This is a genomic window from uncultured Shewanella sp. (assembly GCF_947501225.1).
In the GTDB taxonomy this organism is placed as follows: Bacteria; Pseudomonadota; Gammaproteobacteria; order Enterobacterales; family Shewanellaceae; genus Shewanella.
On record NZ_CANMUW010000001.1, the window covers coordinates 40,190 to 54,581 of the forward strand.

16 protein-coding genes are annotated in these 14,392 nt (G+C 46.8%); 13 read left to right on the top strand and 3 right to left on the bottom strand.

What is annotated here, in order from left to right:
• Positions 1–33: 33 nt before the first annotated feature.
• Positions 34–888 (bottom strand): 4-(cytidine 5'-diphospho)-2-C-methyl-D-erythritol kinase, encoded by an 855-nt coding sequence (gene ispE, locus Q1B47_RS00230; RefSeq protein ID WP_299786781.1) that lies wholly within the window; start codon positions 886–888, stop codon positions 34–36.
• A complete protein-coding gene (gene lolB / locus Q1B47_RS00235) occupies positions 878–1,537 on the bottom strand; it encodes a lipoprotein insertase outer membrane protein LolB (protein WP_299786784.1) in 660 nt (219 codons plus the stop codon). The genes ispE and lolB overlap by 11 nt, the downstream gene beginning before the upstream one ends.
• A 271-nt stretch (positions 1,538–1,808) precedes the next feature.
• Here lolB and hemA point away from each other — a divergent pair, with 271 nt between their 5' ends.
• From hemA to Q1B47_RS00285, 10 genes are all read left to right on the top strand, one after another.
• Positions 1,809–3,059 (top strand): glutamyl-tRNA reductase, encoded by a 1,251-nt coding sequence (gene hemA / locus Q1B47_RS00240; RefSeq protein WP_299786787.1) that lies wholly within the window; start codon positions 1,809–1,811, stop codon positions 3,057–3,059.
• A gap of 13 nt (positions 3,060–3,072) precedes the next feature.
• Positions 3,073–4,158 carry a peptide chain release factor 1 gene (prfA, locus tag Q1B47_RS00245; protein ID WP_299786790.1) on the top strand — a complete coding sequence of 362 codons (1,086 nt, stop codon included), beginning with the start codon at positions 3,073–3,075 and terminating at the stop codon, positions 4,156–4,158.
• Positions 4,159–4,213: 55 nt separating this feature from the next.
• Positions 4,214–5,056 (top strand): peptide chain release factor N(5)-glutamine methyltransferase, encoded by an 843-nt coding sequence (prmC, locus tag Q1B47_RS00250; protein ID WP_299786793.1) that lies wholly within the window; start codon positions 4,214–4,216, stop codon positions 5,054–5,056.
• Positions 5,057–5,702: 646 nt separating this feature from the next.
• Positions 5,703–6,299, top strand: a complete 597-nt coding sequence (locus Q1B47_RS00255) for a hypothetical protein (protein WP_299786796.1) — start codon at positions 5,703–5,705, stop codon at positions 6,297–6,299.
• 107 nt (positions 6,300–6,406) lie between these two features.
• A complete protein-coding gene (locus Q1B47_RS00260) occupies positions 6,407–6,844 on the top strand; it encodes a T6SS immunity protein Tdi1 domain-containing protein (RefSeq protein ID WP_299786799.1) in 438 nt (145 codons plus the stop codon).
• Between the two features lie 451 nt (positions 6,845–7,295).
• Positions 7,296–7,706: a hypothetical protein gene (locus Q1B47_RS00265; RefSeq protein WP_299786802.1), complete on the top strand. Its 411-nt coding sequence runs from the start codon at positions 7,296–7,298 to the stop codon at positions 7,704–7,706.
• 110 nt (positions 7,707–7,816) lie between these two features.
• Positions 7,817–8,035 (top strand): hypothetical protein, encoded by a 219-nt coding sequence (locus Q1B47_RS00270; protein WP_299786806.1) that lies wholly within the window; start codon positions 7,817–7,819, stop codon positions 8,033–8,035.
• Positions 8,036–8,074: 39 nt separating this feature from the next.
• A complete protein-coding gene (locus tag Q1B47_RS00275; protein ID WP_299786809.1) occupies positions 8,075–8,938 on the top strand; it encodes a hypothetical protein in 864 nt (287 codons plus the stop codon).
• A gap of 552 nt (positions 8,939–9,490) precedes the next feature.
• Positions 9,491–10,675 carry a flagellin lysine-N-methylase gene (gene fliB, locus Q1B47_RS00280; protein WP_299786812.1) on the top strand — a complete coding sequence of 395 codons (1,185 nt, stop codon included), beginning with the start codon at positions 9,491–9,493 and terminating at the stop codon, positions 10,673–10,675.
• Positions 10,676–10,722: 47 nt separating this feature from the next.
• Positions 10,723–11,238, top strand: coding sequence for a hypothetical protein (locus Q1B47_RS00285; RefSeq protein ID WP_299786815.1), 516 nt, complete (start codon positions 10,723–10,725; stop codon positions 11,236–11,238).
• 101 nt (positions 11,239–11,339) lie between these two features.
• Here Q1B47_RS00285 and Q1B47_RS00290 read toward each other — a convergent pair whose 3' ends face one another.
• Positions 11,340–11,771: a GNAT family N-acetyltransferase gene (locus Q1B47_RS00290; RefSeq protein ID WP_299786818.1), complete on the bottom strand. Its 432-nt coding sequence runs from the start codon at positions 11,769–11,771 to the stop codon at positions 11,340–11,342.
• A gap of 248 nt (positions 11,772–12,019) precedes the next feature.
• Here Q1B47_RS00290 and Q1B47_RS00295 point away from each other — a divergent pair, with 248 nt between their 5' ends.
• The 3 genes from Q1B47_RS00295 to Q1B47_RS00305 all read left to right on the top strand — a co-directional run bounded on the left by Q1B47_RS00295 (position 12,020) and on the right by Q1B47_RS00305 (position 14,272).
• A complete protein-coding gene (locus Q1B47_RS00295; protein WP_299786821.1) occupies positions 12,020–12,955 on the top strand; it encodes a LysR family transcriptional regulator in 936 nt (311 codons plus the stop codon).
• A gap of 133 nt (positions 12,956–13,088) precedes the next feature.
• A complete protein-coding gene (locus Q1B47_RS00300) occupies positions 13,089–13,484 on the top strand; it encodes a SirB2 family protein (protein ID WP_299786824.1) in 396 nt (131 codons plus the stop codon).
• A complete protein-coding gene (locus Q1B47_RS00305) occupies positions 13,484–14,272 on the top strand; it encodes a tetratricopeptide repeat protein (protein ID WP_299786827.1) in 789 nt (262 codons plus the stop codon). Before Q1B47_RS00300 ends, Q1B47_RS00305 begins: the two co-directional genes overlap by 1 nt.
• Positions 14,273–14,392: the final 120 nt, after the last annotated feature.

The following is a 14,392-nucleotide window of genomic DNA, read 5'->3' on the forward strand; positions in this document are numbered from 1 at the left end:
GGCAAAGTAGGCAATAACTCCAGAATAGTGTGTTCAGAGCTGAGCTAGTCTCAACTCTAAAGATGATATATTTGCCCCTTTCGCCACAAACCCTGTCATATCGCTTGGCAATTTCGCCAAAACATCTAAGGCCTGTTGCTGCAGTTCGAACTCCCCGAAAACGCATGCTCCGGTTCCGGTCATTCTGGACGGCGCATATTCTAGCAGCCAGCGCAGTGTCTTGGCAACTTGGGGGTAGCGTTTGGCAACCAGCTCCTGGCAGTCATTTTGCCAGTTGCCCTTCATCAATGAGTCGATATCAAGTTTGGGCGTATTACGTGGAAGATCGGGGTCCTGAAATATCTCAGCGGTCGAAACATGTACGTCCGGGATTAACACTAAGTACCAGTATTCCTTAGGTGTAACTGATTGAAACTCTTCACCTACTCCTTCGGCAAATGCGGAGAAACCATTAATGAAAACAGGAACATCGGCCCCAAGCTGTAAGCCGATCTCCTTGAGCTGCTCTCTATTTAACCGGGTATCCCAAAGGGCATTGAGTGCGACTAATGTTGTCGCGGCGTCGGAAGAACCACCGCCGATCCCCCCGCCCATAGGTAGCCTTTTATCCAACCAGATCTCAGCGCCTTTGTTGCAGCCGGATACTATCTGAAGTAATTTTGCGGCACGGAGAATTAAGTTATCGCTATCGGCGACAACCCCACCCATATTAGAATGCAACTTTAGCGTCGAAGACTCGGTGACTTTGAAATCCAGATAGTCGCAATAATCGATAAATTGAAACAGCGTCTGTAATTCATGATAGCCATCGTCTCTGCGGCCATTGACGTGCAAAAACAGGTTCAGTTTGGCGGGGGCGGGCCAGCCCTGTGATATTCTACTGCTCATTTAAGCGCTCTTTTGGTTGATTCGAAGGCAATATGGGCGTCGCCGACAAGGCTTGCCAGTGGCTGATCTGTAATTTGAGGCGCAGCTCCTCCCGCTTGAGCTCTAGTAGTCTGGGGAGTTCCGCACCACTTTGTTGCTGCCAGCTGATAAATTCCACCTCCCATGGACGAGGATCTTTGATTGTGGTTAGCTTTTTCGGCCTTTGTCGTTCATCTTGCATGAGGAGCTCGTCATCATCACTGAGCTGTCCGGTGATCCACAGGGGGAGGGCATCGACAGGAATTGCCCAGCCGGTCACCTTAGTCAGGAGTCGTTGTGCATCCCTGTCTTGATAGACCTTACCATCGACCTCCAGTCGAGCCTTCCCCTCAACAGTCGTCAGAGATAGCACTGTGGTGCCCAGCATGGTCGTGAGTCTTAGCTCATTCTTATCATCGGTGTGAAGCCAGTAGAGGTTGGTGCTGAATTTGTCCTTGTCGGTTCTGACTGCGAGTTTACCCTGCATCTCCCATGCTTTGGCCTCAGAGACATCATCTACCTCTACCGAGAGTAGATTTTCAGGCGGTGTGATAGAGCATGCTGAAAGCAGAGTTACGCTTAACAGCACCCAGATGAGTGGTATTTTTGTGAGGTAGCTCAAATTATTCATCTATTGCTGATATTGATGAGTCATATGATACGAGGGCTTACTGAGAATACCAATGGTAATCGTAAAATATAGTGCAGGGCGCACTCTATCTGAGGATCTACACAGGTCAGCTTTGAGTCATTAGCCCAATAAATACAGTGACCTTAATTGTGAAAATGGATAAGAACTAAGATTATTATTCGGTTTTGTTAAGCATATTCTGTTTTTAGTCCACTCAATTCAGTAGAATGTCTCACAATAAATGAGATGCCTAGAGACCAGAACGAGTCAGATGAGCCTTGTAGCAATCGGTATTAATCATAAAACAGCCACGGTCGACCTACGTGAAAAGGTCGCGTTTTCACCAGATAAAATTCATGATGCCATGAGAAGTCTGGCGAGTCGGACCAAGACCGGAGAAGCTGTTATTATATCAACCTGTAATCGAACCGAACTTTATACCAATACCGGTGATGAAGCTGAGGTGATTAACTGGTTAGAAGAGTATCACCAACTCTCCCACGAAGATGTAGAACCATGCCTTTATAAGTTTGAGGGGCAGGAAGTTGCACAGCACTTGATGCGTGTCTCCTCTGGCCTGGACTCTTTGATCTTGGGGGAGCCTCAGATCTTAGGTCAGGTAAAGCAGTCTTTCGTAAAGGCGAAAGAGGCCGGTAGCGTCGCTATCACCATGGACAGACTCTTCCAGAATACATTTTCTGTAGCGAAGAAGATTAGAACTGAGACAGAGATCGGCACCGCCGCGGTCTCAGTGGCTTTCGCCGCCGTGAGCATGGCTAAGCATATCTTCTCATCATTGAGTACCACCAAGGTGTTGCTTATCGGTGCAGGTGAAACCATCGAACTGGTTGCCCGTCACCTGAAAGACAACGGTGTAGAGGCGATGGTGGTCGCTAACCGGACACTTTCACGCGCCGAGGGGATGTGTGAAGAGTTTGGCGCCACGGCAATTACACTGGAACAGATACCTGATTTTCTCCCACAGGCCGATATCGTGATATCATCTACCGCCAGCCCTCTGCCAATTTTAGGTAAAGGCATGGTAGAAAAAGCGCTTAAGCAGCGTCGTCATCAGCCTATGTTATTGGTTGATATAGCAGTTCCTCGAGATATTGAAGCCGAGGTCGCAGAGCTTGACGACGCCTTCCTCTATACAGTGGACGACCTGCAAAGCATTATTGAACAGAATATGGCCTCGCGAAGAGAGGCTGCCGAGAAAGCGGAATTAATTGCTGAAGAACAATCGCATCTTTTCATGGAGTGGGTCCGCTCATTAGAGTCGGTCGACAGTATTCGTGAATACCGTACCGCAAGTATGGCAATAAAAGATGAGCTGGTTGAGCGTGCTATCAATAAGTTAGCCCAGGGTGGAGACAGTGAGAAGTTGCTTCTCGAACTGGCAAATAAGCTAACCAATAAATTGATTCATGCGCCAACGCAAGCATTAACAGTCGCCAGTCGCCAGGGTGATCTGAATAGCATTGGCCAGCTGAGAACCGCGCTCGGATTAGATAAAGACTAAGGTTAGCGTTTTAATGAAGGACAGTGTCATTCGCAAGCTAGAAGGCTTGCTCGAGCGTAATGAAGAAGTGTTAGCTCTGTTAAGTGATCCAGGTGTTATTGCAGACCAGGAGCGTTTTCGTGCGCTCTCAAAAGAGTATTCGCAACTGGAAGAGGTGGTAAAAAGCTTTAAATCCTTCCAGCAAGCGACGGAAGATCTCGAAGCCGCTAAAGAGATGGCTAACGAAGATGACCCTGATCTGAAAGAGATGGCTCAGGAGGAGATGAAAGAAGCCAGGTCTCTGCTGGAAAAGCTTGAAGATGAGCTACAGATCCTGCTGCTTCCGAAAGATCCGAACGATGACAACAACGCCTTCGTTGAAATTCGTGCCGGTGCTGGCGGCGATGAAGCCGCTATTTTTGCCGGTGACCTCTTCCGTATGTATAGCCGCTACTGCGAGTCTAAGCGCTGGCAGCTTGAAGTCATGAACGCCAATGAAGGCGAACATGGCGGCTTCAAAGAGATGATCATCAAGGTCTCAGGTGAAGGTGTTTACGGTAAGCTTAAGTTTGAGTCAGGTGGTCACCGTGTTCAACGTGTACCGGAGACGGAGTCTCAGGGGCGCGTTCATACCTCGGCATGTACCGTCGCTGTTCTTCCTGAAGTGCCGGAAGCGGAAGCTATCGAGATCAACGCCGGAGACCTGAAAGTCGATACCTTCAGGGCATCGGGTGCCGGTGGACAGCACGTTAACAAAACTGACTCAGCTATTCGTATTACCCATATTCCTACCGGAATCGTGGTGGAGTGCCAGGATCAACGCTCTCAGCATAAGAACCGTGCCCAGGCGATGAGTGTACTGTCTGCACGCATCCAGGCGGTAGAAGATGAGAAGCGTCGCAGCGCCGAAGAGAGCACTCGTCGCAATCTTGTCGGCAGTGGTGACCGCTCTGAGCGAATTCGTACCTATAACTTCCCGCAGGGACGTGTGAGTGAGCACAGAATTAACCTGACGCTCTATCGTTTGAACGAAGTGATGGAAGGTGAGCTCGACGCGATCCTCGAGCCCTTAATGCTAGAAAACCAAGCAGATATGCTGGCGGCATTATCAGAAGAGTAATTATCCGGTTGCGCTTTCTGGCTGTTTAACAAGGTTTCAAAATTAAGGAACGCCTTTGTACCATACTCTAGCCGAAGCCCTCGATTGGGCTTCATCACAGCTGAACAATATCTCCGACACACCTAAGCTCGATGCCGAGGTGATGTTACTGCACATCATCCATAAGCAGCGAGGTTATCTCTATACCTGGCCCGATGAACGTTTGAGTTCTGAGCAGAAGACCGCCTTCGGCGAGATGGTGGCAAGACGACTGCTGGGAACGCCTATCGCACATATCGTCGGTGAGCGAGAGTTCTGGTCACTGCCATTTATGGTTAACCCGACGACCCTTATTCCGAGACCGGATACCGAGATCTTAGTCGAGACCGCCTTGAACCTACCTCTTGCCGATAACGCACGGGTGTTAGACTTAGGAACCGGCACCGGGGCCATCGCGCTCTCTTTGGCTTATGAGAAGCCGGATTGGCAGGTTACCGCCGTCGATAAGATCATCGAAGCGGTGGCGCTGGCTAAGGCTAACCGGGAGCACCTCAAGCTCAATCAGGTCGAGATCATTCAGAGTGACTGGTTCGACGCTATCGACTGCTACGATTTCAATCTGATCGTCTCTAACCCTCCCTATATCGACGAGGCCGATGAGCACTTGAGTCAGGGTGATGTCAGGTTTGAGCCTCAAAGTGCATTGACGGCAGGTGAAGAGGGGTTCGCGGATCTCTACCATATCGCGGCTGCGGCGAGAGACTACCTCGCGCCCGGTGGCTACCTGCTGCTGGAGCATGGCTATCAGCAAGCGATACAGCTGAGGGAGAAGATGACCGAGCTGGGCTATGAAAATGTCGCCACCGTGCGGGATTTTGGCAGCAATGACCGCTGTACCCTGGGGCGTTGGCCAAGATAGGTAGCTTGGGTTGATCCCCAAGGTTGTCTCTTAAAGGTGAAGAGTGCCGCGGCATCGGCTGGTGCTGCTTTATTTAGTTAGGCTGAGCAGCCCTGAGCGTGCTTTTAAAATGTAACGCCATTGGTAGCTCTAATACCAATGGCGTTTTTGTTTGTAAAACGGCAAAACTAGCCAGCCTTGAAATGAAGGCTGATTACATTTTTTCTTTTGCTCAATTGTATTGGGATGTTTGTTTGAAGGCCGTACCTTTATAGTTATCTATCACCTGCGGTGAGCTTATGTGCAAGTAATCTCTCGGTACGCTGTAAACCCATCCCTGGGCGCTCTACGATTTCATCCCTGAAATCGAAGTCCTCGTGCTCACTTGCACCTGAGTATCAATCTCTTCGATTCGACCTTTTTTGCTAGGATGCGTAACTCATTTCTGCCCCATTACGTGTTAACTAGTGACATATCGCCACCAATGAACAGCCAATATAGCCTTATGTTTTTTATCAATGGGGTACTTAGAACCCGAAAAGCATTATGCAAATACACAGCGATAATTTTCTCACAGATAACCCGCGACAAAAGTGAGCAAAAACCTGATGTTTATGCTCAATAAACTGCCGTTAAATGTTTAATCAATTGAATTAAAAGGGTTTGATTGTTTGTTGTAGAGACCTCTACATCAACTTGCTCAGCTTTGCGGGCGGCTTATTCAACTTTTCTGGAAATGATGTTGATTTTGTCGCTTTATTTCAGTGTATTAGCATGGCATAGTTGCTGTAAGTTAAATTTTAGGCAGCAGTTTATTGAGCTGCTATTCAATAAGCTGTTAAATGGCAAGGATGGCATGAAGACTCTTCAGCAGAAAAATGATGAACATTCGAAGTTAATAGCTAAGGAAAGGCATAGCGCACTCTATTTGTTTTTGTCGCTATTTCCAATATTTGCAATTTTTGGCTATGACTTCTATCAAGGGGTTGTTGATGCTGAAACTCTTGGTTTTCACCCTGCATTTGTAGTGTTTGGTACTTTGCTCTTTGCTTTACCAATTCTAGCTATTGGGCAAATGCTCATACTTCCATCTTGGCTCAAGATGACCTTATATGTATGTATTCAAATCTTATTCATCTCATTGTGGTTTCTTGATGGATTATTATGGCTTGCAATAATTCCGCTGATTATAATTTTGGGCATACTACAGTACCAATTGCCTGAGATCCGGAAATCCGCAGAGCAGAATGAGAATGCCACTTAACAAGCTGCTAAATTCAGATTCACCAAGGCTGTCATGCCATTTGCTGAGCAAATCGCCCGCCAGCACATGGCTAACTTATTAGCAGGGCGTTATACGCAAGGAAGGCCATGAGCATCATCCAAGAAATCAAAGAGTCATGGGGTTGGGTAGGAATTAAACCAGTCCAAGTGGTCGGTGAAAACGATTTCGGCAATCTCATGATCGAGGGTTCTGAGGGTAAGTACTGGCGTCTCTGCCCTGAAGATGTCTATTGCGAAGTCGTTGCCAAAACAAGAGAAGAGCTTGATCAACTATCTACAGATCAAGAATTTCTAGAAGACTGGTACATGCAAGCTCTGGTTGAGCAAGCGCAAGAGCATCTTGGCCCCCTTAAAGAGGGCGAAAAATACTGTCTGGTAACCCCTGGTGCCCTTGGCGGCGAATACGCCATTTCAAACATAAAAACGGCACCACTAATCGAAATGGTGCGCTTTTCAGGTCATGTTGCGCACGAAATCAAAGATCTTCCAGATGGTGCACAGATTAAACTGAGGGTGGTCGACTAAATGCGTATAACAAGGCGTGCAACTTCAGCCCTTCGGGCTCGGACCTCCAAACTGCTACGCAGTTTTCCGGCCCGTTAACGCGGCGTTATATGCCTATTGGAATCGCAATGAAGCAATACTCAGTTGTTAGAATAAAGAGGCTCAAGAAGCAATTTGAGCACAGTGACTTGACCGTTGGAACGCGTGCGCCTCGAGCAGGAGATGTTGCGACGGTGGTAGATGTCTATGATGATGCCTTTGATCTCGAGTGCTCGGATGATGATGGCTCTACTCTTTGGTTGGAGCTATTTAGACCGGATGATGCAGATTTGGACATAGTTAGCATATAACAAGCCGCTTCAGTCTGGACGTCAACAGTCGCCGGTGTTGCTCGTCCCTCGCAGATTTTAACCGGCTTGTTGCCGCCACTGAGCGGGGCGTTAGTTTGCAAAGGAAGGCTTGGGTTATATTAATGGATATTCGATTTGTATTAGCCATATTTAGTGTTTTTATATGTTTTGGGCTTTTTATGAACTATCTAAATACTCGTAAAAATATTGCACTTAATCGAGTCCGCAGTTCCTACACTGCAAATAGTGAGTTTCAATCAAAATATTACCCCGAACCTTTTTACATTTGGTGTGTAGGTGAAGAGCGGGGTTGTTTTAATACCATGCTTGTATCATCCAATGAAAAAGGCCTAATAGTTAAAGGTGGGGTCTTATTTTTTTGGGTAAAAGAGATACTTATACCTTGGTCAGATTTGGAGTTACCAGAAAAAATCAGGCCCTATATTTCGAAGAAACAGACTTTTTTCATTAAAAGCTTAAATGTATACGTTGCAGTTTCACTAAAGCATAGCCAGCATATGGTTTCAAACTAACAAGAATTTAAAGCGCGACTGCTAACAGTTTGCTCAGTTTCGCTACGCTACACAATTTTAGCAAACTATTATCAGCCCCTTAAATGGGCGTTATATACCTAAGGAAATTGATGAATTCAGGTGTCCAATTAACAGAAGCTGAGTTGCTTGAGCTCTATAAGTTTATGGAGAAAGCCAACGAGCTATTTCATCAGCCAATGAATTACTCTGATGCTGAAAAAATTGCCAAATTTGGACAGGAAAACTATCCAACAATCAAAAAGTATTATTACGATGTTTTGTGGGATAAATTACCGGATAAAGTAAAAGAAAACATACTTAACGAGTAAACGTTATATAACAAGCAGTTAAAGCCACAAGGAGATCTAGTGCACGAAGAAACGAAATTACTTATAAGTGCTATTGACGGATTAAGGCAAGAACCTAATTATTTTAAAGACTATGCCTTTCCAATTGCCAGTGCATTCTTCACCTCCATTCTTGGTGCAGGAATAGCCTACCTAACTCTAAGGCATCAAGAAGGCATTCAAATTGAAAAAGATAAAATGGATGCGGCGAATAAATGGATTCTTTCTGCCGAAGAAGCACGGGCAACTCTTCTAGCTATCAAAGGCAATTATCACGGTGAGCTAAGTGAGAACCCGCTCCAACGATTAGCTGCGATACCAAGTATTTTGTTTCATGCAAGTCCGATAACTGAGGGCTATCAAGATCTTTCATTCGTGGTGCCATCTAGCGAAGAAGATGGAGAAAGCTATCACAAATGGAGTCAGATACCACGTATCAGATCAATGGTTAGCAATTACAACTATATCCTTAAGCTCTGGGAGCAAAGAAACGGAATCAATCAGCAATTTAAAGAGCAGTTATTAAAGCACCACGGTGACAAAGCGTATGCCACCTTATCACTCGACGATACGGTAGCTGCTGTTGGGCAAGCGAATGTTGTAATTCTAATTGACTTGACCGAAAGGTTGATAAAACTAACGGATGATTTAATCGTCGAGTTTGATAACTTTATGTCTGAGTTCCCTGGGTACGCAAAAACGAAGATTCAAGTAAAGCGTTTAAAAAGATATGGCTCGATCATGACCTACTCAAATAACGGAAACCAGAAGCTACTCGATTTGCTAGCAAAGTCGCCTGAGGTCGACTTTAAGCCATTTGAGCCTTTATTTGGTGAGTCATCAGAAAACATTAAAAATAGGCATGTAACAGGCTATGAAGAATAGCTTTAACAAAGCCAGCCAGAGGGACCAAAAAAACGCCGCTTCGCTCTGGTTTTTCGGCCCCTGCTGGCGGCGTTACCGCACATCCCATTGCCATACTTTTCTTAAATAAAGCCTCACGAGTTAGACTCTTGGCTCTAACTCATTTGTGTCCAAAAACGTGTTTGTAACTAAGAACCTCATTCGCAGAGATAGGTGACTAGGTGTAGATGCGGCTGAGGGTATCGAAAACATGGAAGTTTTCGTTAAGCGGCCACGGATGGTTTTACAGCGTCCCGAAGCAGTATCTGCACATAAGCCTGCTGCAAGCAATTGGTACAAGTAGAGCTATGGCTTCCTACGAGTAAGTCCAAGACAAAATCAGATTAATGAACCCAACTTAGAAAGATATTTGAAACTTGTTATCAGACAAGTAATCGAAACTGTGTTCGATTACACTTGTTAGCAGATAAATTACCCTATAGTCTGAGATATTTAAGTGTTGAATGGGCTAATAGCTTTCAGTTTTGAGTGGGGACTCGTTAGCCAGAAAGCCATGTTGAAGGAGTAACATCTGTGGCGAGTAACACTATCAGACCCGGGTATGTCAGCGAGTTTAGCTGCATAGGCCCCGACTGCGAAGATTCCTGTTGTATCGACTGGTCGGTGCATGTTGATAAGCAAAGTTATCTCAAGACCATGGCACACCCGCAGCTGAAGAGTCTGGCCGAAGATTCGATGCAGCCAATTAATGTCAAAGATGAAGACTGGGCCATTATCCGTTTTAGCGAGCAGGGAAGGTGCCCGTTTCTGCAACAGGACAAGCTGTGTAAGATTCATGCTGTCGCGGGTGAAGAGGCACTGAGTGAGACCTGCAGGAGTTATCCGAGGATCTTCAGGGTAAGAGGCGATGATGGATTCGAAAGCCTCTCTTTGTCATGCCCGGAGGCCGCCAGGTTGATATTGTTCGGCGAGGATGCGTTTATCTTTGAGAGAAACGAGACTGAAAAACCTATCCAACCAAGATCCGTTCCCTTGTGGGCTGAAAAGGCTTATGACTACAGCATAGATCTGTTGCTCGATGAGCATTCTGACTGGCAGCAAACACTGCTCGCCATAGGCCTGCTGGTCAATTGCGCAGATAAGGTCACTAAACAGCAAGCCTTGCCGGAGTTGCTTGACGATACATATACGCAACTATCCCATATGGCCGCAGAGGGGGAGCTCAGGCAGGCTTTTCAATCATTGCCCTATTTGCCGGAGCACCAACTGCATATCTTTCTTTCTGTTCACTCCATGTGTTGTGATGAGCACCCCAGACGCTACCGGCCCAGATTCGGCGAGTTAAACGATGCTATCCTGGCTATGTCAGATGGGAAGGAGGCGCTGAACATGGAGAAGATTAACAGCGCCTGGAATGATATTGCCGTGCCGGCATTGAGAGCAAATGAGGACTTGTTTAGCCGCTATCTGCTCTATTACATCTATCACCTGCAATTTCCTATGACGGCAGATAATAGCCCCCTGTCGGCATTTAATTTTCTGGTGCTCGATTGCTTTATGCTGCGTAGTTATCTTGCCGTTATGGCTGCAAGGCACAACGGCTTAAGTGAGCGTGACATAGTTTTATGTTTTCAGGTCTACCATGTGGTGAGGCAACATAAACCTAATTTTCACAAGTCTGTAAGAAGCATCATGGAGCAATCTGCCCTTACCGGCGTTGAAGCCGTGGTTAGCCTGTTGAAAACCGGCGGTTCTTAGTCCTGAGTTAAGTAATACAAGTAATCCAACAGGAGTGGATAATAAAAATGGAAGAGGTTAAGTGGTACAAAAAGCCTGAGATGATAGTAGCACTCTCAGCACTTTTGATAAGTTTAGTGACAACCGTCATTAGCATGTATTCCGCATATATAGACCGCGCTTATGCACGTGCTTCTGTCTGGCCCAGGCTGGAAATATTTCGAAGTTTTGGCGATGAACACTTTGAATATGGTGTAACCAATAGTGGAAATGGTCCTGCTCTAATAAAATATGCTGTAGTTCAGTACAAGTCTGATGCCATCAAGTACTGGGGAGATATTCCTGATTTGCCAAATTTCGTTCAGTCACATCTAGGCGCCAGAATATTATCACCACAAAATAGCATCCAACCAATAGTATATAGAGGTGAAAAATCTAAGGAGTTTCTAGAGGCTGACAAGTTTATAAATATTGAGCTTTGTTACTGTTCTATTTACGAAGAGTGTTGGCTCACCAATAGAGTTAATGAGCCCATACTTGTGAATAGCTGCTCGGTAGATGAAAGCAGGAAGTTTTTGCAATAAGCCAGTGAACAACTCCGTCAAAGAGGCTCTGTAGTTGCTCTCATTTAGTAGATACTGTATCTATCTTTATTGCCTGGTTACCCGACTCCTACAGCCAAAACTTAACTCTTCAGGTTTTTTACCATAAAGTACTTGCAGCCGGTTTTGGGGTAGGCCTGCTGAGTCCATTGAAGAGTGTAGCCTCTGGCTTCGTAGAAGGGGCGGGCCTGAAAGTTCAGGGTGTCGAGGATGGCATAGATACAGCCTCGTTCGATGGCGATGGCTTCGGCGTCTGCCAATAACCGGCTACCAATATTTTGTCCTCTTAGTGTCTCGCTCACCCAGAGGTTGTCTATCTGCAGCCAGTTACCGAATGTTCGGGCAGAGAAGCCAGCCAGTAACTCGCCGTTTTCACCTTCGAGTTTTAGCCCAAGGGGGAGGCGCTCTGAGACCTCCCAGTTCTGCCAATTAAATTCGGCGATCTTATCTTCGACTGCATTGGCAAACTCTTTGCTGTCGTCGAGGGTAAAGTCAGTTGTGAAAGTAGGGCTCATGAGCTTTCCATAGTTGATTTATCTTGTGTACAGCATAAACTAGCAATGGTTATGTGATAAGTGCATATTAATCATGTCTAGATGAATAGCGTGCATAGTCGGCTGAACTAGCCTGATATGAGCTTTCTTAAAATCGCTGAAACTGTGCGGCCCAGCGACCTTCAGCTGAGTCGATAATTCTAAACCAACTGGCTTTTTGCCATGAGTTGCTTAGGTTGCGAATGCAATTCATATTGGAAGGTGCCTGAATGAAAATAATGCATAGTAAGCTGCAGCGTCTCGACCTGAACCTTCTTAAACTGTTCTGCGCCCTCTATCTTCATCGTAATGTCTCCCTGGCTGCGGAGTCGATGAACCTGAGTCAGTCGGCGTTCAGCCATGCCCTGGCGAGATTGCGGATGCAACTTGATGATGAGCTGTTTATTCGCAGCCGGGCACAGATGGTACCGACGCGGTACGCCGATAGCATTTATGAGCCAATATCTGAGGTGCTGTCGACCTTGAACTGCTGCTTCGCTCCGCAGACTCATTTTATTCCCTGTGAGAGCCGGCACGAGTTTAATTTTGCCGTTACGGATTTTACCGCACTATTGATGATGTCTCGCCTGATGCCACATCTGGAGGTGCATGCCCCAGGGATCCGCATCAACCTGACCTCTCGCAGCGAGAAGCTGCCTTTGGCTGCATTTGAGTCTGGAGAGCTGGATTTTGCCCTTGGCTATTCGCATTTTGACGAAGTGAAAACCCCGCTCATTAACCGATGGACATGGTGGGAGGATAGATACTGCACCATAGCGGGTAATAAGCTTGAAAGCATGGATTTACAGACTTTTCTCTCACACCGGCATATTCTGGTCTCGCCCTGGGGGGAGAAGACCGGAGTGGTGGATGAGCAGTTGAGTAAGCTTGGGTTAGAGCGAGATATCGCGCTGCAGCTACCCAATGTGATAAATGCGCCATTTGTGGTTGCCGGCTCGAGACTGTTGCTCACCTTGCCTAAATTTGCAGCGCAGACACTTCAGGGCCAGTTACCTGTTAAGCTGTTTGAGGTTCCATTCGAAATGCCAGCCTATCGGCTAGAACTGTTTACCTATAAACCCACTGAGAATACCCCGGAAAATCTCTGGATGAGGGAGCAGCTGCAATCTCTGTTTAAATTTTCCTGGCATGGTGGCGGTACGTAGCGTTTTCAGGCTTGAACAACCTCTTTGGATCTGAAGATATTCTACCCGTTTGCAGAGTTTCTGACCATGATATTGGTGATGGGGGAGGGGATCGGGTACACTACCGCCTTTGTCAGCCAAATAAGAACTTTTAATGGAAACTTTCTACAGTCTTTATCCGGTGATTAAGCATCTTCACCTGACTCTGGTTGCGGCTAGCGTCTTGTTTTTCCTGGTACGTTTTGTGTTGCACCTGCGTCAGTCCCCTATCATGGGTAAGAAGCTGGTCAAAATCGCGCCTCACGTGATCGACACCTTCCTGCTGTTGTCGGGTTTGACTCTCTGTTTTCTTATTAAGCAGTATCCTTTCGTCGACCCATGGTTAACAGAAAAGATAGGGGCCGTTGTTGCCTATATCTTCCTGGCGGCGATCTCCCTGCATGCGCAACGAAACACCCTGTTCAAAGTCTTTGCCGCTCTCGGTGCGATAGGCTGGATAGTCTACGCTGCAAAGCTGGCGATGTTTAAACAAGCGATGCTGCTGGGATAATGACGATTTTTACCTTAAAAGAGACGATTCAGCTTCCTGAATCGGCATTAGAGATCACAGAGCATCTGGGTTTCTCTAAACTGGAGTCTGCTAAGTGGGCCTGGCTTGAGATAGCCGGCTCAGTGCTGAGTCACTATGTTGTGGACAGGCACGCGAGACTCGATGGCTTATTGCGCTGGTTCTATCAAGATCTGGGTTTCTGTGCGCGAGAGTCATATTTCAGCGTCGAGGCTGCGGATCTGGGAAGCTGCATTGTCAGCCGACAGGGAAACAGTACTACCCTGGCTACTGTGCTCATGTTATTGGCCAAGCAGTTGGACCTAAAGCTCGAGCCGATCCTGCTTCCCGGAAATACCGTGCTTTGTAGCCGAATCGATGATGAAGTTCGCTATATTGACCCTTTGACCGGGGATAGGCTCACTCGTCATCAACTGCATTCTCTGGTCCGTGGCGAGTTGGGTAACGGGGCTCCTTTTAAGGCTGCATACCTGAAACCTGCCAGCCTCAAGCGTCTGATATCCAGGATGATCCACGAGCTTAAGGCGGGAAGCATACTCTCGCATAGGTTTGAGCCGGCGATGGAGTGCTGTAACTTGTTGTTGCAGTGGCATGAAGACGATCTCAATCTGAACAGAGAGCGGGCCTTTATTGCCCAGCAGTTAGGCTGTATCAGTGTGGCTGCTGCCGACTTGAAACACTTTGTCGACAACAGTCCTCATGATCCTGTTATCGAGCTGGTTAAGATGCAGCTGAAAGAGCTTAAAGAGGAGCAGGAGATCTACCATTAGTCTCTTGCCGTGCCATCTCAAGGTGTGTCAGGCTGAGAAGTAGATGAGCAGAGCGATGACCTTGCCGGACAGAGAGTCTGGCTCCTGTTAAGAGTGCAAGGCTTGTGCTGCACTCTTCGC